The sequence below is a fragment of the Catenulispora sp. GP43 genome (assembly GCF_041260665.1).
GTDB lineage: Bacteria > Actinomycetota > Actinomycetes > Streptomycetales > Catenulisporaceae > Catenulispora.
This window is the reverse complement of the sequence record NZ_JBGCCT010000040.1, coordinates 43089-68391: the sequence shown is the minus strand read 5'-3', so window position 1 is coordinate 68391 and position 25303 is coordinate 43089. Positions and strand designations below refer to the sequence as shown.

Genomic DNA, 25303 nt, shown 5'->3' with positions numbered 1-25303 from the left:
ATCAGGCGGTGCCGTTACAGGTTCCCTCGACCGTGTCCACCCAGCCGCTGCCCGACGGGAGGGACGAGATGATGACGATGTTCGTGCAGCCCGTGTACTTCGCGGTGAGAGCGGCCTTGGCGTTGATGTAGGCGAACAGTGAGTCTGTCCCCCAGGCCGTAGCCGTGGCGGTGAATGTGGCGGGTGCCGGTGCCGGCGCGGCGGCCACGGACGCGGTCGCCGTACCGCTCGCCAAGCCGGCCGACAGAACACCAGCCGCCGCCAGTATCAGTGGGCGCATTCGCATGCCGTCTCTCCTGTCGTGGACATAGCTGGCAGCCTTGCGTCCGCACCCTACTCGTGCACGCACTCCACCGGCTCGTCCCTCAAATGCGACCGGTAGTACGCGATCTTCTCCCGCACCTTGCGCCGCAGCTCGATCAGCCGGGCCATCTCCGCCTCGACGCTGGCGTCGTGCTCCTCCAGCAGCGCCAGCCGCTCGGCGACCGTCCCGTCGCCGTCGCGGACCAGCTCGGCGAAGGTCTGCATCTGCGCGATCGGCATGCCGGTGCCGCGCAGGCAGCGCAGCATGTCCAGCCAGCCGAGGTCGTCGTCGCTGTAGCGGCGGTGGCCGCCGGCGGCGCGGCGGACGGGCTCGATCAGGCCGATGCGCTCGTAGTAGCGCAGGGTGTCGAGGGAGAAGCCGGACATTTCGACAGTCTGCGCCGGGGAGTAGTCCATCGTGGTCATGGCGCTCATCGTAAGAGGGCTTGACCTTGAGCGCGCTCCAGATTCCACGATGGTCGCCATGGACACCACGATCTTCGGCGGCCACGGTGGGCCGCGAGTGAGCACGCTGGCGCTGGGCACCATGATGTTCGGCACCACCATCGACGAACCGACCTCCTTCGCGATCCTGGACCGCTTCCGCGAGGCCGGCGGGACCTTCCTGGACACCGCCGACTGCTACTCGTTCTGGGTCGAGGGCGCCACCGGGCACGAGAGCGAGCAGACGGTGGGCCGCTGGATGGCGGCGCGCGGCTGCCGCGAGGAGATGGTGATCTCCACCAAGCTCGGCGCGCAGCCGGACCCGGCGCTGGGCTCGGTGCCGTGGCCACGCAACGCCGAAGGACTGTCGGCCCCCGCGATCCGCAAGGCCATCGAGGGCAGCCTGCAGCGGCTGGGCACCGACCACGTCGAGGTGCTGTTCGCGCACATCGAGGACCTGTCGGTCACCTTCACCGAGACCGCCGGCGCGTTCGGGGAGCTGATCGTGCAGGGCAAGGTCGCCGTCGCCGGCGTCTCGAACCACCCGACCACGCGGGTCAAGCGGGCCCGGGCCGCCGCTGAGGAGCTGGGCGTCCCCGGCTACACGGCGGTCCAGCAGCGCCACGGCTTCCTGCGCGCGCTGCCCGGCGCGAGCTTCACCTCGCCGCAGGAGCCGGCCGACGACGAGCTGCTGGCCATGGTGCGGGCCGGCGAGCTGTCGATGATGGCCTACTCCTCGCTCCTGGAGGGCTCGCTGGTCCGCGCCGACCGGCCGCTGCCGCGGCAGTATCAGAGCCCGGAGAACCAGCGGCGGGTCCAGGCCCTGTGGCACGCCGCCGACGAGGCCGGGGTGAGCCGCACGCAGCTGGCCCTGGCGTGGCTGATGAAGGGCGATCCGGCGATCGTGCCGGTGTTCGGGGTCAGCTCGGTGGCGCAGCTCGAGGACGGGCTCGGGGCGGTGGACGTGCCGCAGGAGGTGGCCACCGCGCTGGCGAAGACTCTGGCCGAGATGGAATTGGACGCGGAGGCGGCCGTGTAAGCAGCCGCCACGACCACGACACCATCGCCGCCGCGAACCGCTAAACCCGCGGCGGCACCGGATGCCGAGGCATCCACGGCGGCCACTGCTCGGCCGGCCGCCCGGCCGGCTCGGGCCCGGCCTCTGCCTCGGCCTCGGCGCCGAGCAGGCCGCCGGACCCGGCATCGAGCCCGAGCAGCTTGCGCAGCTCGGCCGTCACCGGCGAGGACGTCCCGTCGAACACCGAGTACGCGTCCTGCCACGCCGCGCGGGCGCCGTCCGGGTCGCCGAGCCGCTCGCGGATGCGGCCGACCAGCGCCAGCGCCAGGCCCCGGCCGGGGCGGTCGCCGAGTTCGGTGAGCGTCTCGGCGGCCTGGCCGGCCGCCTCCAGCGCCTCCTCGTCCACGCCCTGGTCGGCGAGGGCCTCGGCGAGCCGGAGCTGCGACCAGCCCAGCCGGCGGTGCTGGCCGATGCCCCGGTGGATGTCGGAGGCCTCGCGGTGGCAGGCCGCGGCGCGGTCGGGGCAGCCGGCCTCGCGCAGCACCATCCCGGTGGCGTGCAGGCCGTCGGCCAGGCCCCGGGCGTCGCCGTGGGCACGGCGCAGGGCCAGGCCGCGCTCGGCGAGCTCCCGGGCCTCCTGCGGCCGCTGGACGCGGCACAGGCTCTGGGACAGGTTGAGCTGCGCCTCGGACAGCTGCTCCCACCCGGCGTCGTTGTCCTCCAGCAGGCGCAGCGCCTCGGCGGCGGCCCGCATGGACTCCTCGTCGTGCCCGGCCCGCCAGTGGTTCGCGGACAGCACCGACAGCGCTTCGAGCAGGTAGCCGGGCTCGGAGAGGCCGCGGGCCACGGCGACGGCCGCGGAGGCCTGCACGTCGGCCTCGGCCAGGTACCAGGACTGCGACAGCGAATACGCGAGCTGCGAGCGGGCGATGACCTCGGCGCGGCGGTTGCCGTCGCGGTCGGCCTCGTCGATGACGACCGCCGCCAGCCGCGCCAGGTCCTGGTCGCCGGGGCCGGACTGGCACAGGATGCCCAGCCAGTACAAGAGATCGGCGACGGTGTCGACGGTCTCGGCCGCGCCGGCGCCGGCGTCGACGCCAACACCGGCACCGGCACCGACGCCGGAATCAGAGCCCGCATGCCTGCTCAGCAGCGCCTGCGCGGCCGCCGCGCACACCGCCTCGCGCTCCCGCTCGCCCCACGCCATGCACTCCCCGGGATCGGCCGGGACCTGGACGCCCCGCGGCGCCGATATCAGCCCGACGAGGTTGGCCGCGCAGCTGTTCACCGTGCTCGCCGCGGCGGCGGAGAGGCCCAGGTAGTGCCGGATTAAGCGGTCCAGCGCTGCGCGCGGCGCAGCCGGGCCGTCGATCTCCGCCGCCAGCCGGCGCGCGAACATCCGCAGCAGCGCGTGCAGCCGGTAGCGTCCCGGGCTCGGCGACTCCACCAGGCACAGGTCGACCAGCCCCTCGGCCAGGTCCTCGGCCTCCTGCTCCGGGCAGCGCAGCAGGGCCGCGACCGCCTCGACGCCGATGTCCGGGCCGTCGGGCACGGCCAGCAGCCGGAAGGCGTGCGCCTGCTCCGGCCGCAGGTGCTCGTACCCGAGCCGGAACGTCGCCTCCACGGCCAGGTCCCCGGCCCGCAGCTCGTCCAGCCGCCGGGCCTCGTCGCACAGCCGGCCGGCCAGCGTCTCGGCGGTCCAGTGCGGCCGGGCGGCCAGGCGCGAGGCCAGGATCCGCACTGCCAGCGGCAGGTGTCCGCACACCGCGACCGCGCGCCGCACGGCCGCCTCCGAGCCGGCCACCCGGTCCGGGCCGGCCACGGCGCTGAACAGCGCCAGCGCCTCGTCGGGGTGGAAGGCGCCGAGCTCCAGCAGGCGCGCGCCGGGGACGCCGGTGAGCCGGGAGCGGCTGGTGGCCAGGACCGCGCAGCCGGGGATGCCGGGCAGCAGGGGCCGGATCTGCTCGGCGTCGCGGACGTCGTCGAGCACGATCAGCACCCGCCGTCCGGCCAGGGTGCTGCGGAACAGCTCGAAGCGCTCCTGCACGGTGTCCGGCACGGCGCCCGGATCGGTGCCCAGGGCCCGCAGGAACCCGCCGAGCACGCCGCCGGGATCGGCCGGCTCCCGGTCGGTCCCGCGCAGCGCGGCGAACAGCTGGCCGTCGGGGAACCGAGCGGCGGCCAGGTGCGCGGTGTGGACCGCGAGCGTGGACTTGCCCGCGCCGCCGATGCCGGAGAGCACGGCCAGCGGCATGGCGTCGCCGGGCTGCATCAGCTCCAGCAGCTGGCGCGACCACAGGGCGCGGCCGGTGAAGTCGGCGACGTCGGCTGGGAGCTGGGCCGGGACACACGGGGCAGCCGGGGCGGCCGGGCCGGCCGGGCCCGCGGCGGACGGCGAAGCCGCCGCATCGGTGGCGACCGTGCCAGCCGTGCCAACCGTGCCAACCATGGCGACCATGGGAGCCGACTGCCCCGACAGCCCCGACGCACCGCCGAAGCCCGGCGACGCAGAGCCGGAGTCCCCCGGACCCCCGGACCGCCCCGCACCGCGTCTGGAGCCGTTCACCGAGTCGGCATCGGCCGATCCGGCCGCCACCCGCCGATACAGCGCCCGCAGATCAGGACCCGGATCGACCCCGAGCTCCTCGGCGAGCGTGCGCCGCGTCTGTTCGTAGACGGCCAGTGCCTCGGCTTTGCGTCCGCTGCGGGACAGCGCGACCATCTGCAGTTCGCGGAAGCGTTCCCGGAGCGGGAACTCCGCCGCCAGCGCCGCCAGCTCGGCCGTCACCGCGCCGTAGCGTCCGACCTCCAGGTCCAGCGCGATCCTGACCTCCAGCGCGCCGAGGCGGCGCTCGGTCCACTGCGCGCGCTGCGCCAGCGCGAACGGCCCGGTCAGCCCGGCCAGCGGTTCCCCCTGCCACAGCTGCAGCGCCTCGTGCAGCCGACGGGCCGCGCCGATCAGGTCGCCGCCGGCCCGCAGGCCCGCCGCCGCGGTCCGGCCGGCCTCGAAGGCCAGCGCGTCCACCGCCGCCGGGGCGACGGTGAGGGCGTAGCCGCCGGCCACGGAGCTGATCGGGCTGACCGGGTGCTCCGGGTCGGACAGCGCCCGGCGCAGCCGCGAGGCGTAGGTGCGGATGGTGCTCAGCGCGCCCTTCGGCGCGTCGCCGCCCCACAGCGCGTCGATGAGCTCCTCGGCCATGGCCGCGCGGCCGGGCCGCAGCACCAGCAGGGCCAGCAGTTCGCGCTGCTGGGGCGAGCCGAGGTCGAGTTCGCCGTACGGACCCCAGCCCCGCACCGGGCCGAGGACGCTGAACCGCCACGCGCTTTCTGCCACCCGGGCAGGATACGCGGGCCGGTGGCGAGTATTGATCTGACATGCCGTCAGATATATGTTCACCGCACTATGGACTTCGACTTCACGCCCGAGCAGCGGGCCTTCGCCGCCGACGTCGAAACCTTCCTCGACACCGAACAGACCCCCGGTGACACCAGCGTCTTCGACGTCACCCGGGAGAACATGGCCCAGATCGTCGACACCCCGCCGCGCCGCGCGTTCATGAAGAAGATGGGCGAGCGCGGCTGGCTGGGCATCACCTGGCCCAAGGAGTGGGGCGGGGCCGAGGGCGACGGGGTCTACGAGTACCTGCTGAACGAGGCGCTGGCCCGGCGCGGCGCCCCGCAGATCGGCAAGGGCGTCGGCATCATCGGCAAGACGATCCTGGCCCACGGCTCGCCGTACCTGAAGCAGGAGTTCCTGCCCAGGATCCTGCGCAACGAGGTCGAGTTCGCGGTCGGCTACAGCGAACCGGACTCCGGCTCGGACGCCGCCTCGATGAAGCTCAAGGCCGAGCGCACCACCCGCGACAGCGTCGAGGGCTGGATCCTGAACGGCCAGAAGACCTGGACCACCTCCGCGCACTTCGCCGAGTGGTACTGGGTCGGCGCGCGCACCGACCCCGAGGCGCCCAAGCACTTCGGCATCACGCTGTTCCTGGTCCCGCTGGACCATCCCGGCATCACGATCCAGGGCATCTGGACGATGGGCGACGAGCGCACCAACTCGGTGTTCTTCGACGACGTCTTCGTCCCCGACGACCACCGCGTCGGCGAGCTGAACAAGGGCTTCCAGTACATCTCCGAGGCCCTGGACCTCGAACGCTTCACGATGTTCACCTACTCCCCGATCGCCGCGCGCTTCGAGCTGCTGGTCGACTGGCTGCGCACCGCCGAGGTCGACGACGAGCCGGTCCGCGGGGATCCGGTCACCCGCCGCCGCGTGGCACGCCTGGCCACCGAGGCCGAGGTGGCCCGGCTGCTGGGCCTGCGGGTGGTCGCGGCCTCGATGAGATCCGGCCCGCCGCCGACCACCGAGTCCAGCGAGTACAAGCTGTACGCGACCGAGCTGTCCCAGCGCGTCGCCGACGCCGCGATGGACCTGGCCGCGCCGGGATCGCAGCTGCGCGTGGGCACCGAGGAGGCGCCGATGGCCGGACGCGCGGAGTCGACGTACCGGTACACGGTGCTGGACACCATCGGCGGCGGCACCTCGGAGGTGCAGAAGAACATCATCGCGCGCCGGCGCCTGGGCCTGCCGAAGAACTTCTGAGATGGCGGGACCACTGCTGGCCGGTGTCAAGGTGCTGAACCTCGCCAGCGTCGGCCCGGCGGCGCGCGCCGGGCGGTGGCTGGCGGATTACGGGGCCGAGGTGGTGAACGTCGGCGCGGTGCCCTCGCGCGGCGCGGTCCAGATCACCCCGGTCTTCCACGCCTACAGCGGCCACCGCGGCATGCGCCGGATCCTGCTCGACCTGAAATCCGACCGCGGCCGGGAGACGTTCCTGCGCATGACCGAGCGCGCCGACGTCGTGATCGAGTCCTTCCGACCGGGGGTCACCGACCGGCTCGGCATCGGCTACGACGCGGTGCGCGCCGGCAATCCGGAGATCGTGTACTGCTCGACCACCGGCTTCGGGCAATCCGGCCCCGCCGCCCAATGGGCCGGCCACGACCTGGACTACCTCGCCGTCGGCGGCTACCTGGCCGTCGGCGAACCCGGCGCGCGCGGCAACCCGGCGCTTCCGGGCGCGACGCTGGCCGACAGCGCCGGCGGCGGCATGCACGCGGTGATCGCCATCCTCGCGGCGCTGGTGCAGGGCGAAGGCGCCTACCTCGACGTATCCGTCGCGGACGGAGTGCTGTCGCTGATGTCACTGGCCGTGGACGAATTCCTGGCCACCGGCAGCGAACCCGGCTATCAGCATTCGATGACCACCGGCCGCTACGCCTGCTACGGCACCTACCCGGCCGGCGACGGCCGCTGGCTCGCCGTCGCCGCGATCGAGCCGAAGTTCTGGGCGAACTTCTGCCGCCTGCTCGGACTCCAGAAATGGGCCGCGCACCAGAGCGACGACGCCGTCCAAGACCGGATCCGCGCCGACATCACCGAGGCGCTGTCCGCGAAGGACCGTGACACCTGGGTCGCGGTGCTGTCCGGCGCGGACACCTGCGTCGCCCCGATCCTCACCGTCGCCGAGGTGACCGAGGATCCCCAATACCGGTCCCGGGACGCGTTCGTCGAAGCGATCCACCCCGAGCACGGCGTCGTGCGCCAGACCGCGCCGCTGTTGGCCGGGATGCTCCGTCCCGAACTCCCCAACCACCTCCCCGCCGGCACCCACAGCCCCGAGCTGCTGCTGGAAGCCGGATTCACCGAGGCCGAGATCAAGGAACTGCTGGAGGAAGGCACCGTGGCATGACCGACGAGCTCTCCGACAACCTCTCCGACGACCTCCCGGGCGACGTCACAGCCCTCATCGACCAGACGGTCCACGAGCAGACCGCCGACTTCCCCGTGGAGCGCGGCTACATCTGGACCTCCTGCGCCTCGGTCGAGAACGGCAACCCGCTCTACTGGAACGAGACCGCCGCCGCCGAGATCACCGGGGGCCCGATCGCGCCGCCGTCGATGCTGTCGACCTGGTTCCGGCCGCACCACTGGGCTCCCGGCCGGGACGAGCCGCAGCTCCCGCTCCAGGTGCACTTCGACCTGAAGAGGCGGCTGGACCTGCCCGAGGCGATCATCGCGGAGTTCACCACGGTCTTCCACGAGCCGGTCCGCCCCGGGGACGTCCTCACCACCTGCCAGCGCCTGCGCTCGGTGAGCGGCGTGAAGACCACGAAGCTGGGCCGCGGCCGGTTCTGGACCATCGACGTCGAATACCGGAACGTGCGCGGCGAGCTGTGCGGCGTGGAGTCCTACACCGGGTTCGGCTACCGGCGCGAGGAGGCGAGGAGCTCGTGAAGCCGCAGCTGACCCTGGACCAGGTCGCCGTCGGCGACACGCTGCCGGTCCTGACCTACGAGGTGTCCGCCACGACCGTCGTCCTGGGCGCGCTGGCGACCCGCGACTGGCGCCCGATGCACCACGACCACGCCTTCGCCGTCGAGCGCAACGGCGTCCGGGACATCTTCCTGAACACCCCGAATCAGGCCGCGTGGTTCGAGCGCTACCTCACCGACTGGACCGGCCCGCACGGGCGCCCGGGGCGCATGCGCTTCCGGATGAAGGACTCGGTGTTCCCCGGCGACACGATGACGATCAGCGGCACGGTCACCGCCACGGCCGTGGACGAGGCCGGCTGCGGCTGGCTCGAGGTCGCCCTGGACCTGGCGGTCGGCCCGGACTCCAAGACCGGGTGCACCGCCCGCATCGCCGTCCCGCTCTCCCCCGACGACAACCCGTGGACCCGGCGCGGCGAGCGCTGGCGCCCCTAGCGAGCGAGAGAAGGCCCTGATGGACCTCGACTTCAGCGACGAGCAGATCCTGCTCCGGGACACGGTGCGGGACCTGTGCGCCAAACACGTTCCGCCGACGACCGTGCGCGCCCTGGAGAACGACCCTGAGCGCTACCCGGAGGACTTCTGGAAGCAGGCCGCGCAGCTCGGCCTGCACGGAATGCGGCTGCCGGAGGAGTACGGCGGCACCGACATGACCCTGCTGGACGCGGCGCTGGTGTACACGGAGTTCGGACGCGCGCTGGTGCCCTCACCGCACTTCGCGAGCACGGTGCTGGCCGGGCAGGTGCTCGCGAGGGCGGGCAGTGCGGAGCAACGGCAGCGCTGGTTGCCGGGGATCGCGTCCGGCGCCGGGGTGGTCACGGTGGCGTGGCTGGAGCCGGACCGGAGCTGCGGGCCGCGCGGCGTGCGGGCGCAGGCGGTCGCGGCGTTGGGCGGCGGTTACCGGCTGACCGGCGTCAAGCGCCACGTGCCTTATGCGCGCGGCTCGGAGCGCGTCATGACCTTGGCGCGCGACGAGGCCACCGACGAGGTGCTCTTCCTTCTGGTGGACCCGGCCGCCGAAGGCGTGCGTCTGACGCAGCAGCTCACCGTCGCCTCCGACACCCAGTACCGGATCGACTTCGAGGACGTGTTCGTCCCCGGAGACTCGATCATCCGCGGCGGCTGGGCGGTCTGGGACGAGGTCATGCACGACGCGATCGTGCTGGCGGCGGCCCAGGCGTCCGGCGGAGCCCGCCGGACCCTGGAGTTCACCGTCGACTACGCGCTGACCCGCCGCCAGTTCGACAAGCCCCTCGGCGCCTTCCAGGCCATCGCGCACTATCTGGCGGACGCGGTGACCACCGTCGACGGCGCCGAGACCCTGGTGTGGGAGGCGGCGTGGGCCCGCGACGCGGGGCGCTCCACGGCGAAGCTGGCGCCGATGGCGAAGCTGTTCGCCGGGGACACGTTCCGGGACGTGACGGCGAAGGCCCAGCAGATCTTCGGCGGCAACGGCTTCACCGTGGAGTTCGACACGCAGTTGTACTTCCGGCGCGCTAAGCAGTGGCAGATGGCGTGGTGGGACGCGCGGTATCTGGAAGAGTTGGTCGCGGTGCAGGTGCTTGACGCCTGACGAGCACCAACGCCACCGGGACCGCGGCCAGGCCGATGAGCCCGCAGACCCACAGAGCCTGCTGGAAGCCGCCGGTCAGCGCATCGGCGGCGGCATGGCCGTGCCCGAGCATCGCCTGGGAGCGCGCCGCCGCGACGGTCGAGGCGATGGCGATCCCGATCGCGCCCCCGAGCTGCTGGGAGGAGTCGATGAGGCCGGAGGCGACACCGGCCTCGCGTTCGGTGACGCCGACCAGGGCCCCGATCGACACCGGGATGAACACCCAGGTGACCGTCCCGGTCAGGAAGAAGGGGCCGGCCAGGTCCGACCAGAAGCTCCCGTGCGCGGACACCTGGGTGGCCCACAGGATCCCGGACGCGGTCACCGCCATCCCGACCGCCATCACCAGCCGCACCGACGCCTTGGTGACCAGGATCTGGGCCGGCCCGGCCATCACCACCCCGGTCAGGCCCACGGTCAGCCAGGCCAGGCCGGTCGTCATGGGGGAATAGCGGAGCACCTGCTGCATGTAGAGCGTGCCGATGAAGATGTAGCCGTAGAAGCTGGCTCCGAGCAGGAAGCCGACGGTGTTGGAACCGGCCAGGGTCTTCAGACGGAACAGCCGAAGCGGCAGCAGCGGCGCCTCGGTCCTGGCCTCGACGATCACGAACGTGACCAGCAGCACCGCCGAGACCGCGAGCGGCACCAGGGTCCGGGCGGCGGTCCACCCGACGGTCGGTGCCTGCGAGATCGCGTACACCGCGAGGACCAGGGCGCCGGTCACGGTGACGGCGCCGGGGACGTCGTAGCGGCGGCGGGCGTCGGGAACCCTGCTTTCTGGCAGCACGCGCGGAGCCACCAGCAGCACTGCGCCGCCGATGAAGACGTTCAGGTAGAAGATGTAGGGCCAGCCGGCGTACCGGGTGATGGCGCCCCCGGCCAGCACCCCGAACGTCGCCCCGCTGGCGCCGACGGCGCCCCAGATGCCGAGCGCCTTGTTGCGCTCGGGGCCCTCGGGAAACATGTTCATCACGATGGACAGCGCGGCGGGCAGCACGGCAGCGGCGCCGAGCCCCTGGACGCCGCGCATGACGATCAGGAAGGTGCCGCTGGTCGCCAGCCCGCACGCGCACGAGGCCGCGGTGAACAGCGCGAGCCCGGCCACGAAGGTCCGGCGGCGTCCGACCAGGTCGGCGGTCCGGCCGCCGAGCAGCAGGAAGCCGCCGAAGCTGATCGCGTACGCGGTCACCACCCACTGCAGGTTCGTCTGGGCGAAGTGGAGCTTGGCACCGATCGTCGGCAGCGCCACGTTGACGATCAGCATGTCGACCACGGTCATGAAGACCGCCACGGCCAGGAGCGCGAACGCCCGCCATCGGTGCGGGGCGCCGGGCGTCGCAGGCGCTTGTTCGCGGGTTTCGTTCCTGCCGTCCAGTGCGGTCATGGGTGCCTCTGAGGTCATGGGTGCCTCCGGTGGTCACGGGTGGGAGCCCTCACCGATGAAGCACCGGCCGGCGCGCGAACTCGCCTGGCCCACAGCGATGAATCCGGCCCGCCGCCGGTGTTGCATTCGGTAGGAGGTGTTTTCCAGTGGCCGACGAAAGGACAGGTTCCACCATGACCGAGGCGATCCTCGCCCGGGCCCGGGCCGGGGACGGCGAGGCCTTCCGTGAACTCGTCGGTCCGCACCGCCGCGAACTGCAGGCGCACTGCTACCGGATCCTCGGCTCGGTGCAGGACGCCGAGGACGTGCTCCAGGAGGCCCTGTTGGCGGCATGGCGTTCGATCGGCCGGTTCGACGGCCGGTCGCTGCGGGCGTGGCTGTACCGGATCGCCACCAACCACTGTCTGAACTACCTGCGCGGCCAGAAGCGGCGGCCGCAGCCGCCGGAGCGGGAATGGTCCGGCGATCCCTGGTGGCTGGAGCCGTATCCCGGCGACCTGGACGAGCTCACCCCCGGCCCCGAGGCCCGCTACGACGCCCGCGAGTCGATCGCCCTGTCGTTCGTGGCGGGCCTGCAACACCTGCCGCCCCAGCAGCGTGCGGTCCTGGTGCTGCGGGACGTGCTGGGCTTCTCGGCCGCCGAGACCGCGGACATGCTCGGCACCACCGCCACCGCGGTCAACAGCGCGCTGGTCCGGGCGCGCGCCGCGCTGCCGCCCGACCGGCCCGCGCACGAGGTGCCGATGCCCAAGTCGCCGGCGGAGGCCGCGGTCGTCGACCGCTTCGTCAGCGCGTTCCAGCGCTTCGACCTGCCGGAGCTGGTGAGTCTGCTGACCGACGACGCCCGGCTGACGATGCCGCCGGAGCCGGCCGAGCACCGGGGGCCCGGGACCATCGCCCGGTTCCTGCTGGAGCTGCACCAGGGCCAGGAGCTGCGGTTCCTGCCCACCCGCGCCAACGGCCAGCCCGCCATGGTGCTCTACATCCCCGACCCCCGGGCGCCGATCTGGCGGTTCTGCGGCCTGATCGTGTTCACGCTGCGGGGCGAGCGGGTGCAGGGGCTCACCCGGTTCGCGGGGCAGGCCTCGCTGACACGGTTCGGCTTCCCCCGCACGCTGCCGCGGGGCTTCGACGCCTGAGCAGCGACGCCTGAGCAGCAGGGTCGCCACCCTGCTGCCCCGTCACCCCTTGCGCGCCACGACCCCATAAGCGATCTGCCGTTCCCGCACCGTCTTCGTCAGGTTCCGCTCGGGCCGCCAGGCCGCCATCGGCACCAGCCCCGGCTCGGCCAGCTCCAGCTCCCCCACCAGCTCCAGCACCTCGTCCCGGCTGCGGGCCTGGCACGGGATCGCCGCCTGCCGGAACGCCGCCGACGTCGCCCGCGCCAGCTCCACCGCCAGGTCCGACGCGCCGTGCGTCAGCACCAGGCAGCTGCCGGGCGCGCAGGCGTCCATCAGCGTCCGCACGTGCTTGGCGGGCTGCTCGTGATCCGGCAGGAAGTGCAGCAGCCCGGTGACCACCATCGCCACCGGCTCCCCGAGGTCGATCACCGCCCGCAGCGCCGGCTCCCGCAGCAGCGCCTCCGGCTCGCGCAGGTCCCCCTCGACGAATGCGGTCCCCGGACCGCCGTCGGTGAGCAGGACCCGTGCGTGGGACAGCACGATCGGGTCGTTGTCGACGTAGGCCACGCGCGCCGCCGGCTGTACCGCGCGCGCGATCTGGTGCGCGGTCGGTGCCGCGGGCAGGCCGGTGCCGATGTCCACGAACTGGCTCACGCCCTCGGCCGCCAGGTGGCGGACCGCGCGGCGCAGGAAGTCGCGCTGTTCGCGGCAGGCGTCGCGTAAGTAGGGGTTGGCGCGCAGCAGCAGCTCGGCGGCGGCGCGGTCGGTGCGGAAGTGGTCCTTGCCGCCGAGCAGGTAGTCGTACACCCGCGCGACGTGCGGGGTGTCGGTGTCCAGGGCGGCCGGACGCCAGTGCTGCGGCGTGTCGAAAAGCGGCGGCAGCGGGCCCAGTCCTGCGTGATCGGCCACGTGATCGGCCATGCACCCTCCTGGCGGGCCGGGCCCCGGTCAATTGTCAGCGCTCGAAGTGCCCAGCTTAGCCAATCTCTTTCTCAGGTCCACAAGCCTTAATCCGACGATAAGATCGCTCCTGGTAAGGGGCGGACGGGGCCAGGGGCGGAGACAGCACATGTGGGAGAAGGAACGACGCTCGGTCGCGACCGTGTTCGCCACCCACGGCGCCGTGACCGGGACCTTCTCCTCGCGCCTGCCGTGGCTGTCCGACCACCTGCAGCTGTCCGCGGGAAGACTCGGTATCGCGCTGCTCATGCCCTCCATCGGAGCCATCGCCACGATGCCCTTCGCCGGCCGCGCGGTGGCCCGGTTCGGTACCAGGGCGACGGCGCGGGCGCTGATCGGCGTCTTCCTGGCCGTCACCGTGGCGACCTCCTGGATGCCGAGCCTGCCGGCGCTGGCGGCCTGCATGGTCGTCTCCGGCGCCGTCGGCGGCACCTCCGACATGGCGATGAACGCCCAGGGCATCCTGGTCGAGAAGCGCATGGCCCGCTCGATCATGTCCGGCCTGCACGGCAGCTGGAGCGCCGGCGTCCTGATCGCCGCGATGGCCGGCTCGCTGGCCGCGCACGCGCACGTCGACGCCCGCGTGCACTTCGCCGTCGCGGCGGCGGTGCTGGCCGCGGCGGCCGCCTGGGGCACGCACGGCTTCCGCACCAGCGCCGCCGACGTGGGCCTGGCCGAGGAGAAGAAGGAGGACGTGCCGCTGTTCGTGATCCCGCGCGGCGTGATCCTGCTGATCGGCCTGGTCGGCTTCTGCGGCATCTACGCCGAGGTGGCCGCGCAGGACTGGTCCTCGGTCTACATGCACCGCACCCTGCACGGCGACGAAGCCGAGGCCGCCTTCACCACCGGCATGTTCGCCTTCACCATGGCCGCCGGCCGCCTGGCCGGCGACGCGGTGGTGGGACGCCTGGGAGCCACGACGACCGTCCGCGGCTGCGGCGTCCTCGGCGCACTCGGCGGCCTGCTGGTGGTCGCGGCCCACGGCCCGATCCCGGCGATCCTGGGCTTCATGCTCATCGGCGTCGGCGTCGGCGTCTCGGTGGTGGTCCCGCTGGCCTTCGCCGCCGCCGGCCACGCCGGCCCGAACCCGACGATGGGCGTCGCGGGCGTGGCGACCATCGCCTACGGCGCGGGCATGGCCGCCCCCGGCATGATCGGCGGCATCGCCGACCTGACCTCGCTGCGCGTGGCCTTCAGCGCGGTGGCGGTACTGGCCGGCATGGTCGCCCTCGGCGGCGGCCTGCTGGGGCGCAACGCACCGGCGGCGGTGCACGGGGTGCCGGGGCCGCTGGCCGCGGAGGCTGAGGCGCTGGCTACGGAGGGGTGAGGTGGAGGCCTACCACGACGAAGGTCCGGTGGTGCTCGGCGACGAACTGCTGGAGCTGCCGGGATTCTGGGCCGCGTATCTGCTGTGGCTGTGCGGGACCCAGGACGACGTCGACGTACCACGACCAGCTCTGTTCGGGGCCGACGAGGCCGATTGCGACGCGGCCTATGAGCGGCTGCACAGCTTCGAGCGATGGCCGCTGTTCCGGATCCCGTTCGCGGACGGCCACTCGGTCTCGGTCCTCGGCCGCAACTTCGAGGACGACGAGGGCCTCGACTTCCACGTCACCCATCCGGAATGGGACACGCGACGACGCCTGGCCGGCATCGAAGGACACTGGGCCGGACCCGGACTGGCCTGGCCCGAACTGGTCCATATCGCAGCGCACCCCGACTCCGGCGCCGAGGGCATCCACGACCCCGATGCCCGGCTCCTGCTGCTCCTACCGGCGCTCGGCGACGCGGAGACGCCACCGGATGCCGCCGAAGTAGTCGCCGAGGCACTCATCGGCATCGGCGTGCCCGCGGAGACTGCGCCGGAGACAGCCGCCCGCATGCTCACCGATCTCCCGTTCTGGGGGCCCGCGGAATGGCTGGTGCCGGCTGTGGACGAAGGTTCGGCCTACACCGGCATCCTCGTCTGCGACGACCCGCACAGCCCGCGCTGCGGCCTCGGCCTGGCGCACGGCCTCACCGCCGACCAGGGCGAACGACTGGCCCGCGCGCTCGGAACCTGGCCGGGCTGACACCGCTCAGAAGTGCGTGGCGATCCCGAACACCCTGCGCAGCTGCGCCATGTCGTGCCGATCGTGGTCGGCCGGCTCATAGCCCTGATGGAAGTAGACCTGCTGTTCCGCCGACATGCAGGGCACCACGGTCCCGCCGATCACGCCGGTGACGAAGCACGAAGCGGGATAGACGAAAGGCCTGTCCGCCTCCAACGAGGCCTGCGACGCCGACCCGTCTTCGCCGAAGACCAGCGGGTGCAGATCGATCTCCCGCCCTCGCGCGTCCGCCATCACGAACCGCACCGGACGCCAGTCGAGCGTTTCGGCGAACCCCGCCCGCGCCAGGGCCGCCACGACCGCGGGCTCCTGATCGAGCCGGTGCATCAGGTCCACGTCGCGGTGCGGGCGCGTCTGCTGGCCGACCAGGGCGTCGATGCCCCAGCCGCCGCCGATCCAGACGTCGGCGCCCGCCGCCCGCAGGAGGACGTGGAGCTCGACCACGTCCTCGGTCGTCATCACCGGCCACTCACCTCTCGTTGAAGCACCCTCACCCCGCGTTGAAGTAAGAAGCCTCCGGGTGGTGCGCCACGATCGCATCCGTCGACTGCTCCGGATGCAACTGGTACTCCTCCGACAGCCGCACGTTGATCCGCTCCGGCTTAAGCAGCTCCACGATCTTCGTCCGGTCCTCCAGGTCCGGGCACGCCGGATACCCGAACGAGTACCGGCACCCGCGGTACTCCACCTTGAACAGCCCCTCGGTCGAGTCCGGGTCCTCGGCGGCGAAGCCGAGCTCGTCGCGCACGCGGGCGTGCCAGTACTCGGCCAGGGCCTCGGCGAGCTGGACCGACAGGCCGTGCAGCTCCATGTACTCCCGATAGGAGTTCCCCGCGAACAGCTCCGCCGTCGCCTCGGCGATGCGCGCGCCGACCGTCACCAGCTGGAACGGGGCCACGTCCACCTCGCCGGATTCCTGCGGGCGCCAGAAGTCGGACAGGCACAGGTGGCGGTCGCGGCGCTGGCGCGGGAAGGTGAAGCTGGTCCGCTGGTCGCCGCTCTCGTCGAGGATCAGCAGGCTGTCGCCCTTGCTGACCGCCGGGAAGTAGCCGTAGACGACCGCCGCGTCCAGCAGGTTCTCGGTCTGCAGGCGCTCCAGCCACATGCGCAGGCGCGGGCGGCCCTCGGTCTCGACCAGTTCCTCGTACGAGCGCCCGCCCGAGCCGCGCCCCGGCTTGAGCCCCCACTGGCCGAGGAACAGCGCGCGCTCGTCGAGGTAGGGCGCGTATTCGGCCAGCCGGATCCCCTTCACCATCCGGTCGCCCCAGAACGGCGGCGCCGGGATCGGGTTGTCCAGCGCCACGTCGGAGCGGGCCGGGATCGGCTCGTCCGGGATCTCGCGCAGCGGCCCGGAGGCCTTGACCCGCCGGGGACGCAGCGCCGGCAGGGACGCACCGGGGACCCCGGCCTTCACCGCCGCGACCGCGTCCATCAGGTTCAGCCCCTCGAAGGCGTCGCGCGCGTACCGCACCTCGCCCTGGTACAGCTCGGCGAGGTCCTGCTCGACGTAGGCCCGGGTCAGCGCGGCGCCGCCCAGCAGCACCGGCCAGCGCCCGGCCACGCCGCGGGTGTTCATCTCCTCCAGGTTCTCCTTCATCACCACCGTGGACTTCACCAGCAGCCCCGACATCCCGATGGCGTCGGCGGCGTTCTCCTCGGCGGCGTCCAGGATGGTCTGCAGCGGCTGCTTGATGCCGAGGTTGACCACGTTGTAGCCGTTGTTCGACAAGATGATGTCGACCAGGTTCTTGCCGATGTCGTGGACGTCGCCCTTCACCGTGGCCAGCACGATCGTGCCCTTCCCGGTGGAGTCCGACTTCTCCATGTGCGGCTCCAGGTGCGCCACCGCCGCCTTCATCGTCTCCGCGCTCTGCAGCACGAACGGCAGCTGCATCTCGCCGGAGCCGAACAGCTCGCCGACCGTCTTCATACCGTCCAGCAGCACCTCGTTGACGATCTCCAGCGCGGGACGCACGGCCAGGGCCTCGTCCAGGTCGGCCTCCAGCCCCTTGCGCTCGCCGTCGATGATGCGGCGCTTGAGACGCTCCTCCAGCGGCAGCGCCGCCAGCTCGTCGGCGCGGGAGGCCTTCTGCGAGGCGGCGTCCACGCCCTCGAACAGCTCCAGCAGCCGGGTCAGCGGGTCGTAGCCCTCGGCACGCCGGTCATAGACCAGGTCCAGGGCGACCTTGCGCTGCTCCTCCGGGATGCGGGCGATCGGCAGGATCTTGGAGGCGTGCACGATCGCCGAGTCCAGGCCGGCCTCGACGCACTCGTGCAGGAACACCGAGTTCAGCACCTGGCGCGCGGCCGGGTTCAGGCCGAAGGAGATGTTCGACAGGCCCAGGGTGGTCTGCACGTCCGGGTGCCGGCGCTTCAGCTCCCGGATGCCCTCGATGGTCTCCAGGCCGTCGCGCCGCGACTCCTCCTGCCCGGTACAGATCGTGAAGGTCAGACAGTCCACGAGGATCGAGTCCTCCGGGACGCCCCAGTTGGTCGTGATGTCCTCGATCAGCCGCTCGGCGATCGCCACCTTGTGCTCGGCGGTGCGGGCCTGGCCCTGCTCGTCGATGGTCAGGGCGATGACGCCGGCGCCGTGCGCGGAGACCAGCTCCATGATGCGCGCGAAGCGCGAGTCGGGGGCGTCGCCGTCCTCGTAGTTCACCGAGTTGATGACGGCCCGCCCGCCGAGCGTCTCCAGCCCGGCCTGGAGCACCTGCGGCTCGGTGGAGTCCAGCACGATCGGCAGCGTCGAGGCGGTCGCGAACCGGCTGGCCACGGCCTTCATGTCCGCGACGCCGTCCCGGCCCACGTAGTCGACGCAGAGGTCGAGCATGTGCGCGCCGTCGCGGATCTGGTTGCGGGCGATCTCCACGCACGCGTCCCAGTTCTCCGCCAGCAGCGCCTCGCGGAACGCCTTGGAGCCGTTGGTATTGGCCCGCTCGCCGATCGCCAGGTAGCTGATGTCCTGCCGGAACGGCACGTGCTGGTACAGCGACGAGGCCCCCGGCTCCCGCTTCGGCGAACGCTGGGGGACCTCGCGTCCGCCGAGACTGTCGACCAGCTGCCGCAGGTGCTCCGGCGTGGTGCCGCAGCAGCCGCCGATCAGCGCGATGCCGAACTGGTCGACGAAGCGCTGGTGCCAGTCGACGAGCTCCTCCGGGCTCAGCGGGTAGTGCGCGCCGTCGGAGGTGAGCACCGGCAGGCCGGCGTTCGGCATGCAGGACAGGCCGATCGTGGAGTGCTTGGCCAGGTAGCGCAGGTGCTCGCTCATCTCGGCCGGGCCGGTGGAGCAGTTCAGGCCGATGCGCTCGATGCCCAGGGACTCCAGCGCGGTCAGCGCCGCGCCGACCTCGGTGCCCAGCAGCATCGTGCCGGTGGTCTCGAACGCCGCCGAGGCCCACACCGGGATGTCGATCCCGGCCGCGCGCGCCGCGGCCTTGGCGCCCAGCACCGAGGCCTTGATCTGCAGCAGGTCCTGGCTGGTCTCCACCAGCAGCGCGTCCGCGCCGCCGGCGATCAGCCCGGCGGCCTCGGCCTGGTAGGCGTCGCGCAGCGTGGGGTAGTCGATCTGGCCCAGGGACGGCAGCTTGGTGCCCGGGCCGATGGAGCCGATCACCCAGCGCGGCCTGTCGGCGGTGGCGAAGCCGTCGGCGACCTCGCGGGCCAGCCGGGCGCCGGCTTCGGAGAGCTCGAAGACGCGGTCGGCGATGTCGTAGTCGCCGAGGTTGGTGTGGTTGGCGCCGAAGGTGTTGGTCTCCACGCAGTCCACGCCGGCGCGGAAGTACTCCTCGTGCACGGCCCGCACGATGTCGGGGCGGGAGATGTTGAGGATCTCGTTGCAGCCCTCGTGGCCCTGGAAGTCGTCCAGCGTCGGGTTCTGCGCCTGCAGCATGGTGCCCATGGCCCCGTCGGCCACCACCACCCTGGTCCGGAGTGCTTCGCGAAGCGCGGCGATCCTGGCGCTTCCGGCGTGCGCGGAAGGGACGGCGGTCGAGGCCATGAGGGTTCCTCCGGGGTGAGCGGCTGCTCTTACTTGACCAATCGGACACGATTCTAGTCCGCGGCGCTTTCTGAGACAGGGCGTGTCCACCTGGTGGAGTCCGGCCCGCCGGGCCTGCGGGAGGGCCGGTCGCCGGGCGTGTCGGCGGGCGTGTTGTCAGGAGGTGGAGGCCGACGCCGCAGGCTGGGCGCCCACCGCGGCGATCGCCGCCTCGACCGGCATCCGGCGGGTGGCGATCCGCCACGCCACCTCGGCCCACAGCTCGGGGCGGCCGTCCAGACGGGCGGCGACCAGGCCTTCGAGCGGGAAATGGCCGGTCCGGTCCAGTTCTTCCTCCGTGCGCAGCCCCTGAGCGCCGAACTCCTCGGGATCCAACAGGTCGATCCAGTGCCGGCGCGGCGTCCGCCGGGCGGCCTCGACCACGGGTTCGGCGGTGCCGGCGGCCATGGACGCGCGGACCGCGGGCAGCACGGCGTCCAGGCTCCCGGCGCGCTCCAGGTCCAGCGCCCACACCGGCTCCGGCCCCGCGACCTCGGCCAGCGCGCCGTACAGGCAGGTCAGCACGGCCGGCTCGGCGCGGTCCCGCAGACCCGCGACCACCTGGTGCAGCAGGGTCGGGTCGTCGGTCAACGACCAGGCCAGGTCGATGAGCTTGTCGCCGCCGGCGGCGGTCCACCGCAGCGCCTCGTGCACCCCGGCGACCTCGGCGAAGTCGCGGAACACCCGGCTCAGGACATCCGGCGGCACGATCCGCTTGAGCAGGACCTCGCGGGCCTGGCCGAGGTCGACCTGCGCCAGTAAGTAGTCGGGGCACAGCTCGTTCTTCAGCAGCCGGTGGTACCGGCGGACGGAGCTGTACGCGAGGTCATGCTCGACCATCACCCGGCTCAGCGGGGCGCTGCCGAGCATCCACTCCGCCTGGTCGTCGCCGGCGGTCTGGGGCTGGTTCGGGGACGGGTTCGGCGGTTCGACCAGCCCGTCGAGGTAGCGCGCCGCGACCGGCTGCGGGGCCAGGGCGAGCAGGATGTTCTGCGAGGCGTAGCCGGAGCGGTTCGGATGCAGGAAGCGGTGGACGGCGCCGGGTGCCTGATCGGAACGCAGCAGTTCGGCGACCGAGCCGGCGAAGCTGCCGCTGAGGTCGATCGCGCGGGCCCAGCGCTCGTAGTCCTCCCCCAGTTCCTCGGCCAGGCGGCGCGCGAGCAGAACCCTGACGTCGCCGGTCGCCCGACGCAGCCAAGGACGCGGATACTCCGCCGGGGTGCAGACCGCCAGCGCCAACGCCAGCGCCGCCGGCCGGGTGTGGTCCAGGACCTGCTCGGCGGTCAGTGACCCGGCGCACAGCGCTTCCAGCGCCAGGGCCCGGATGCGGGTCACGGCGGCACCGAGGTCGGCATCCGTGGGAGCGTCCTCGTCCAGGACCCGCAGATAGGCGTCCAGGCCGAGCGGCCGCGGCGGCACATGCTCGGGCTGCTGGACCAGCCGCCGCGCGAGCATCCCGCGCACCGGCCCGGGCCCCCACTGCGAGATGTGCGCGACGACGGCCGGCGCCAGCGGCAGCTCGGCGGTCGCGACAGCCTCGGCGAGCTGATCGGCGGACAGCGCGCCGAGGGCGGGCACGACATCGGCCGGCCGCGCCGACCCGAGCAGCCGCAGCAGCGCGACCGGACCGGGGACCGCATCGGGCGCGGCCTCGCGCAGACGGAGGCTTTCGGTGGGCCAGGCTGGCGAGGTCGCGATGAGGGGCACGGAGGTTATGACGAGTCCGGCCGCCGTCGCTGTTGCAGTCGGTTCACAGATTTCAGCGGGTTCACAGAGCTCGGCGGGTTCACAGAGCTCGCCGTGTTCGCCGAGCACCCCCGGCCTGGTCGGGAAAGCCACCGACATCTGTTCTGCCACCAGGGCATCTTGCCCTGTCCGCGCTCATCTGAGTACCGCCGGGGCCACCGGCTGCCGCTGTTCATTGAGAATCGTGCTGATCATCTTCAGCCACCGGGTGTAGAACCAGCTGATCAGGGCGTTGGGAGTGAGCAGCCCGGCACCCGGCCGGTACTTGTCAGTCACCTCCGAACCGGCCACCAGCTGCGTCAGCCGCGCCCCCTTGAGCCGCGACCGCTCGTACTCGGCGAGCCCGGCCGGCAGGTCGCCGGCGGCCACGCGCAGCCCGCGGGCCAGGGCCCAGCCGTCCTCCAGGGCCTGGTTCGCGCCCTGGGCCACCGTGGGCGGCATCGTGTGCGCGGCGTCGCCCAGCAGCACCACGCGGCCGCGGCTCCAGCCCCGGCCCACCTTCTGCCGCCGGTGGGCGAAGAACTCGATCTGCGCGTCGTCGGCGGCGGCCAGGGTCTCGGCCACCGGCGAGGCCCAGTGCCCGAACCGCTCCTTCAGCATGGCCGTGACCGAGGGCGGCTGCGGGTCGTCGGCGTTCCAGGGCCGGTCGAACCACCATTGCAGCAGGCCGTTCCCGGCCGGCATCAGCCCGCAGAACCCCTCGCGTCCGACGATCATCAGGCCGCGCCGCGAACGCGTGGTCTCCACGTCGACCGGCGTCAGCCCCTGCCAGGTCGCCCAGCCCGCGGGCCGGGTCGGATCCGCGCCGTACACCACGTCACGCACCGCCGAGCGCGAGCCGTCCGCGCCGATCACCAGGTCCGCCGCCACCGCCGAGCCGTCGGCGAAGCGCACCTCGGCCGAGCCGGGATCCTGCTCGATCGCCACCGCGCGCCGGCCGAAGTGCAGCGTGCCCTCCGGGAGCCCGTCGGCCAGCCGCCGGATGAGGTCCCGGCGCGGCGTCGAGCGGTGCGGGTAGCCGTAGCGGACCGCCGCCCGCGCACAGTCGATGTCCATCAGCATCCGGCCGTCGGTACCCCGCAGCATCGCGAGGTAGTCGATCGGCGCGCCGAGGTCGTCGTACGGCACGCCGAGCGCGTGCAGCACCGCCGTGCCGTTGCTCCAGAGTGTCAGCGCCGAGCCCGATGTCCGCAGCGCGTCGGCGCGTTCGTAGCACGCCACCTCGTGTCCGTCCGCGATCAGCGCCCGGGTCGCGGCCAGACCGCCGATCCCGGCTCCGATGACCACCACACGCATGGGTCCCCTCCTGTCGTCTCGCCCCACCATCGATACCACCACAACAATAGTACTATCCAAGCTCCGGTATCATCTCGGGGTGATGGCTCCCCCTCCGAACCTGGCCCGCCGCCGCGCCCTGACCGACGGCGCACTGCGCGTACTCGCCACCACCGGCCTGCACGGCTTCAGCCACCGCGCCGTGGACACCGCCGCCGACCTGCCCGCCGGCACCGCCGCCAACTACTTCGGCAGCCGCGACGCCCTGCTGGCCGCCACCGCCGAGCGCGTCCTGGAACTGCACGAGCAGGACATGGCCGCGGCCCACGGCCTGGTCAGCGGCCCGGTCGACCGCGAGGGCCTGATCGGCCTGCTGGCGATGTCCCTGGAGATGTCGGCGAACCTGCACCGCGAGCGCTACCTGGCGGTCTACGAGCTCACCCTGGAGTCCACCCGCCGCCCGGCCCTGCGCAAGACCTTCGACGCCATCAGGCACGCGGCGATCGAGTTCACCTGCGAGCAGCACCGGGCCCTGGGCCTGACCACCTCGCGGCAGGATGTGGAGACGCTGATCTCGCTGTACGGCGGCGCGCTGTTCACCCTGATCACCGGCCAGGCCGGCGACGACGGGAAGACCGACACCGCGACCTGCACCGCGCTGGCCCGCACGATGGTCGCGGGCATCTCGTCCTGAACACATGAAAGCGCCCGCCACGAAAGGCTCGTGGCGGGCGCACTCGGCGGACCGGTGGCTGTCGACGACCGGTCGGTCCGTCAGTGGTGCCGCGCTATCGGATCGCGCCGCTGGTTACGGCCCATTCCCAACCGTTCCGGCGGCAGGTGGCTCCGGCTGGCGGTGGCACCGAACCGCATCCTACTTCCGGCGGGCGTTGGCGCCGCCGCCGGGAACCATCGCGAAGGAGCCGTTGTTCAGCGCCGTGGGCCCGTAGCCGCCGCTGGTCAGCGCCTGCGGGTTCGCCGCGTCGAAGGGCTGGCCGTCGACGGTGACGTTGCTGAAGTCCTGCTCGGAGAACGACGGGTAGCTCGACGTCGGCGACTCGATGACCGCCTCGGCGCTGGCGTCCTGGCCGTTGTACTGCTGCTGGGTGGACTCGGTCCAGCCGGCGGTGTTGTCGGTCAGGGTGATGGTGTAGTTGCCGGTGCCGTCGTCGGAGACGCTGCCGGTGAAGGAGTCGCCGGCCGAGACCGGGTCGTTCCAGTACACCGGCTGCGCCGGGTACATCTCGTACCAGGCCGAGTAGACCGGGCTGCCGGAGGAGCAGTCGGTCTGCACGCCGGTCTGCTCCACGCTCTGCGAGCCGTAGCCGTCGATGCCGACCCACGGCGCGTACAGGTCGTTGCTGGTGTTGCAGGTGACCTGCGGCTCGGTCCAGGACCCGGAGATGCTGGAGAAGCTGCCGGTGGCGACGTAGCCGCCCCAGTTGCTGTCCTGGAAGTTCTTCACGTTGCGGTGGTGGTGCCCGAAGGACACCGGTATCCGGCTGCGGGCCGCGGCCGCGGGCGCGCCGGTGACGCCGGCTCCGGCGGTGAGGGCCGCGCAGGCCAGGGCCGCGGCGGCGAGGCGGGCGCGCCGGGGCGCGAAGGAGGTGGGGGTGTGCATGGTGGGGATCTCCAGTTCCGATGAATGGACGGGGACTGATTCGTCAGTCTCGGAACCGAACGGCCGGTTGGGAACGCGTCGCGGCGGGCCGATGGCGGCCATGGCCGGTCGCGGCCTAACCGCCGGACGTCGAACAACCGCGTCAAGGCTCGGTAAAACCCCAGATGGAACCGCATGACACTGATGCAGCGCTTCAGTTTCGGGCGCGGCGCCCCAGCCACGTTCTAGTCCAGCAGCCCCAACTGCGCAGCCTTCGCCCCGGCCGCGAACCGGCTCCGCACCCCGAGCGCCTCCAGCGCCTGCGCGACCAGCCGCCGCAGCGTCCGCTCCGAACACCCCAACTGCCGCGCTATGGCCTCGTCCTTGGCCCCGGTCGCCAGCGCGCGCAGCAGCCGGACGTGCACCGCCGTCAGCTCCTCGTCCCGGTCGCCGCCGGCACCGGCGAACGTCGCGTACTTCTCCGCGCCGACCCACAGGTGGTCGAACGCCGCCAGCAGGCAGCGGCCGACCACCTCGCTGCGGATCACCACGTCGCAGGGTGGCTCCGCCTCCGAGCCGGGGGTGACCACCACCGAGCCGTCGAGCACCAGCAGCCGCAGCGGAATGGCGTCGGCGACGCGCACCTGGCCGCCGTCCTTCTCCAGGGCGCTGAGATAGGCCGCGGCGCCGGGCCGCCGCGCCGCGGTCCTGGACACCAGCATCCGGAACCCGACTCCGCGCTTGAGCAGGCCCAGGTCCACCTTCAGGCTCTCGCGCAGCACGTCGTTAGGCGCCAGCGCGGGGTGCATCGCGACCGCGTCGCGCCGGTTGAGCAGCGCGCGCTCGTCCAGCCAGCGCCGCAGCGCCGCGCGGTCGGTGAAGCGCAGGACGTCCACGCGCTCGGACTCAAAGCCGGCCGGCGCCCCGGAGACCAGGTCCGCAAGATCGGAGACGGTGGAGCGCCAGCGCTCGACCTCCTCGGCCATCCGCCCCAGCCCGCCGCTGGCCTGGGCCAGCACGTCGAGCACCGCCTGCTCCGGCAGCGCGACCCCGTCGCCGTCCGGCGCCAGCAGCCGCCGCTCTCCCAGCCACTGGATCCCGGCGCGCGCCTGGTCCTCGGGGACGTCGAGGCCGGAGGCGACGGCGGCCACGGGATCGGCTGCTGGATCGGCCACAGAATCGGCCACGGGACCGGCGATGGGATCGGCCGCGGCGGGCCGGCCGCGGGCCAGGAGCCGGTAGGCACGGTGCGCGGTAGTAGCCGGGTCGGGAGGGCGAAATCCACGTCCTGACACGCCCTCACCGTAGTCCGGCGGAAGCGAGGCGTAAAGGTTGCGCGACCACGTAAGTA

At 72.5% G+C, this 25303-nt stretch carries 21 protein-coding genes; 10 read left to right on the top strand and 11 right to left on the bottom strand.

The genetic code is table 11. The annotated features are described in order from the left end of the window. Position 1: 1 nt before the first annotated feature. On the bottom strand, positions 2-286 hold the full coding sequence (locus tag ABH926_RS47320) for a hypothetical protein (RefSeq protein ID WP_370373894.1): 285 nt from the start codon (positions 284-286) through the stop codon (positions 2-4). 47 nt (positions 287-333) lie between these two features. Beyond that, positions 334-729 (bottom strand): MerR family transcriptional regulator, encoded by a 396-nt coding sequence (locus tag ABH926_RS47315; RefSeq protein ID WP_370373893.1) that lies wholly within the window; start codon positions 727-729, stop codon positions 334-336. 58 nt (positions 730-787) lie between these two features. Here ABH926_RS47315 and ABH926_RS47310 point away from each other — a divergent pair, with 58 nt between their 5' ends. Next, positions 788-1786, top strand: a complete 999-nt coding sequence (locus tag ABH926_RS47310) for an aldo/keto reductase (RefSeq protein WP_370373891.1) — start codon at positions 788-790, stop codon at positions 1784-1786. A gap of 40 nt (positions 1787-1826) precedes the next feature. Here the strand turns inward: ABH926_RS47310 and ABH926_RS47305 are convergent, their stop codons facing one another. Next, on the bottom strand, positions 1827-5099 hold the full coding sequence (locus tag ABH926_RS47305) for a BTAD domain-containing putative transcriptional regulator (protein WP_370373889.1): 3273 nt from the start codon (positions 5097-5099) through the stop codon (positions 1827-1829). Between the two features lie 69 nt (positions 5100-5168). Here ABH926_RS47305 and ABH926_RS47300 point away from each other — a divergent pair, with 69 nt between their 5' ends. The 5 genes from ABH926_RS47300 to ABH926_RS47280 are packed head-to-tail and all read left to right on the top strand — an operon-like array spanning position 5169 to position 9677. Beyond that, the gene (locus tag ABH926_RS47300) at positions 5169-6371 is read left to right on the top strand and encodes an acyl-CoA dehydrogenase family protein (protein ID WP_370373888.1); all 1203 of its coding nucleotides are present in this window, start codon (positions 5169-5171) and stop codon (positions 6369-6371) included. Between the two features lies 1 nt (position 6372). Beyond that, entirely contained in the window at positions 6373-7521 is a 1149-nt protein-coding gene (locus ABH926_RS47295) for a CaiB/BaiF CoA transferase family protein (protein ID WP_370373886.1), read from the top strand. Next, on the top strand, positions 7518-8066 hold the full coding sequence (locus ABH926_RS47290) for a MaoC family dehydratase N-terminal domain-containing protein (protein ID WP_370373884.1): 549 nt from the start codon (positions 7518-7520) through the stop codon (positions 8064-8066). The genes ABH926_RS47295 and ABH926_RS47290 overlap by 4 nt, the downstream gene beginning before the upstream one ends. Continuing rightward, on the top strand, positions 8063-8539 hold the full coding sequence (locus tag ABH926_RS47285; protein ID WP_370373882.1) for a hypothetical protein: 477 nt from the start codon (positions 8063-8065) through the stop codon (positions 8537-8539). The genes ABH926_RS47290 and ABH926_RS47285 overlap by 4 nt, the downstream gene beginning before the upstream one ends. 19 nt (positions 8540-8558) lie before the next feature. After that, positions 8559-9677: an acyl-CoA dehydrogenase family protein gene (locus tag ABH926_RS47280; RefSeq protein WP_370373880.1), complete on the top strand. Its 1119-nt coding sequence runs from the start codon at positions 8559-8561 to the stop codon at positions 9675-9677. Here ABH926_RS47280 and ABH926_RS47275 read toward each other — a convergent pair. Next, positions 9601-11118, bottom strand: a complete 1518-nt coding sequence (locus tag ABH926_RS47275; RefSeq protein ID WP_370373878.1) for an MFS transporter — start codon at positions 11116-11118, stop codon at positions 9601-9603. The genes ABH926_RS47280 and ABH926_RS47275 overlap by 77 nt on opposite strands. 155 nt (positions 11119-11273) lie before the next feature. On the opposite strand from ABH926_RS47275, the gene ABH926_RS47270 reads away from it, so the two are divergent. Then, a complete protein-coding gene (locus ABH926_RS47270; protein ID WP_370373877.1) occupies positions 11274-12239 on the top strand; it encodes an RNA polymerase subunit sigma-70 in 966 nt (321 codons plus the stop codon). A 42-nt stretch (positions 12240-12281) separates the two neighbouring features. Here ABH926_RS47270 and ABH926_RS47265 read toward each other — a convergent pair whose 3' ends face one another. Continuing rightward, positions 12282-13142: an SAM-dependent methyltransferase gene (locus ABH926_RS47265; protein ID WP_370373876.1), complete on the bottom strand. Its 861-nt coding sequence runs from the start codon at positions 13140-13142 to the stop codon at positions 12282-12284. 148 nt (positions 13143-13290) lie between these two features. Here ABH926_RS47265 and ABH926_RS47260 point away from each other — a divergent pair, with 148 nt between their 5' ends. Beyond that, on the top strand, positions 13291-14508 hold the full coding sequence (locus ABH926_RS47260; RefSeq protein ID WP_370373875.1) for an MFS transporter: 1218 nt from the start codon (positions 13291-13293) through the stop codon (positions 14506-14508). Between the two features lies 1 nt (position 14509). Beyond that, positions 14510-15253: a hypothetical protein gene (locus tag ABH926_RS47255; protein WP_370373874.1), complete on the top strand. Its 744-nt coding sequence runs from the start codon at positions 14510-14512 to the stop codon at positions 15251-15253. Positions 15254-15259: 6 nt separating this feature from the next. Here the strand turns inward: ABH926_RS47255 and ABH926_RS47250 are convergent, their stop codons facing one another. The 4 genes from ABH926_RS47250 to ABH926_RS47235 form a co-directional block, all read right to left on the bottom strand. Beyond that, positions 15260-15751 (bottom strand): nucleotidyltransferase domain-containing protein, encoded by a 492-nt coding sequence (locus ABH926_RS47250; RefSeq protein ID WP_370373873.1) that lies wholly within the window; start codon positions 15749-15751, stop codon positions 15260-15262. 31 nt (positions 15752-15782) lie between these two features. Continuing rightward, on the bottom strand, positions 15783-19292 hold the full coding sequence (metH, locus tag ABH926_RS47245) for a methionine synthase (RefSeq protein ID WP_370373872.1): 3510 nt from the start codon (positions 19290-19292) through the stop codon (positions 15783-15785). Between the two features lie 156 nt (positions 19293-19448). Further along, positions 19449-21038, bottom strand: coding sequence for a hypothetical protein (locus ABH926_RS47240; protein ID WP_370373871.1), 1590 nt, complete (start codon positions 21036-21038; stop codon positions 19449-19451). 174 nt (positions 21039-21212) lie between these two features. Next, positions 21213-22373 (bottom strand): FAD-dependent oxidoreductase, encoded by a 1161-nt coding sequence (locus tag ABH926_RS47235; protein ID WP_370373869.1) that lies wholly within the window; start codon positions 22371-22373, stop codon positions 21213-21215. A gap of 82 nt (positions 22374-22455) precedes the next feature. On the opposite strand from ABH926_RS47235, the gene ABH926_RS47230 reads away from it, so the two are divergent. Further along, positions 22456-23046 carry a TetR/AcrR family transcriptional regulator gene (locus ABH926_RS47230; RefSeq protein WP_370373966.1) on the top strand — a complete coding sequence of 197 codons (591 nt, stop codon included), beginning with the start codon at positions 22456-22458 and terminating at the stop codon, positions 23044-23046. Between the two features lie 180 nt (positions 23047-23226). Here the strand turns inward: ABH926_RS47230 and ABH926_RS47225 are convergent, their stop codons facing one another. Then, complete coding sequence (locus ABH926_RS47225; RefSeq protein WP_370373868.1) at positions 23227-23973, bottom strand: G1 family glutamic endopeptidase; 747 nt, start codon at positions 23971-23973, stop codon at positions 23227-23229. A gap of 224 nt (positions 23974-24197) precedes the next feature. Then, positions 24198-25247 carry a helix-turn-helix domain-containing protein gene (locus tag ABH926_RS47220; protein ID WP_370373867.1) on the bottom strand — a complete coding sequence of 350 codons (1050 nt, stop codon included), beginning with the start codon at positions 25245-25247 and terminating at the stop codon, positions 24198-24200. Positions 25248-25303 lie beyond the last annotated feature (56 nt).

Excerpts from the sequence above, each read along its gene's own strand:
- ABH926_RS47295 (WP_370373886.1), top strand. The coding sequence starts at position 6,373 with ATGGCGGGACCACTGCTGGCCGGTGTCAAGGTGCTGAACCTCGCCAGC.
- ABH926_RS47230 (WP_370373966.1), top strand. The coding sequence starts at position 22,456 with ATGGCTCCCCCTCCGAACCTGGCCCGCCGCCGCGCCCTGACCGACGGC.
- ABH926_RS47275 (WP_370373878.1), bottom strand. The coding sequence starts at position 11,118 with ATGACCTCAGAGGCACCCATGACCGCACTGGACGGCAGGAACGAAACC.
- metH (WP_370373872.1), bottom strand. The coding sequence starts at position 19,292 with ATGGCCTCGACCGCCGTCCCTTCCGCGCACGCCGGAAGCGCCAGGATC.
- ABH926_RS47235 (WP_370373869.1), bottom strand. The coding sequence starts at position 22,373 with ATGCGTGTGGTGGTCATCGGAGCCGGGATCGGCGGTCTGGCCGCGACC.
- ABH926_RS47225 (WP_370373868.1), bottom strand. The coding sequence starts at position 23,973 with ATGCACACCCCCACCTCCTTCGCGCCCCGGCGCGCCCGCCTCGCCGCC.
- ABH926_RS47270 (WP_370373877.1), top strand. The coding sequence starts at position 11,274 with ATGACCGAGGCGATCCTCGCCCGGGCCCGGGCCGGGGACGGCGAGGCC.
- ABH926_RS47310 (WP_370373891.1), top strand. The coding sequence starts at position 788 with ATGGACACCACGATCTTCGGCGGCCACGGTGGGCCGCGAGTGAGCACG.
- ABH926_RS47315 (WP_370373893.1), bottom strand. The coding sequence starts at position 729 with ATGACCACGATGGACTACTCCCCGGCGCAGACTGTCGAAATGTCCGGC.
- ABH926_RS47300 (WP_370373888.1), top strand. The coding sequence starts at position 5,169 with ATGGACTTCGACTTCACGCCCGAGCAGCGGGCCTTCGCCGCCGACGTC.
- ABH926_RS47280 (WP_370373880.1), top strand. The coding sequence starts at position 8,559 with ATGGACCTCGACTTCAGCGACGAGCAGATCCTGCTCCGGGACACGGTG.
- ABH926_RS47320 (WP_370373894.1), bottom strand. The coding sequence starts at position 286 with ATGCGAATGCGCCCACTGATACTGGCGGCGGCTGGTGTTCTGTCGGCC.
- ABH926_RS47290 (WP_370373884.1), top strand. The coding sequence starts at position 7,518 with ATGACCGACGAGCTCTCCGACAACCTCTCCGACGACCTCCCGGGCGAC.
- ABH926_RS47265 (WP_370373876.1), bottom strand. The coding sequence starts at position 13,142 with ATGGCCGATCACGTGGCCGATCACGCAGGACTGGGCCCGCTGCCGCCG.
- ABH926_RS47260 (WP_370373875.1), top strand. The coding sequence starts at position 13,291 with ATGTGGGAGAAGGAACGACGCTCGGTCGCGACCGTGTTCGCCACCCAC.
- ABH926_RS47250 (WP_370373873.1), bottom strand. The coding sequence starts at position 15,751 with ATGACGACCGAGGACGTGGTCGAGCTCCACGTCCTCCTGCGGGCGGCG.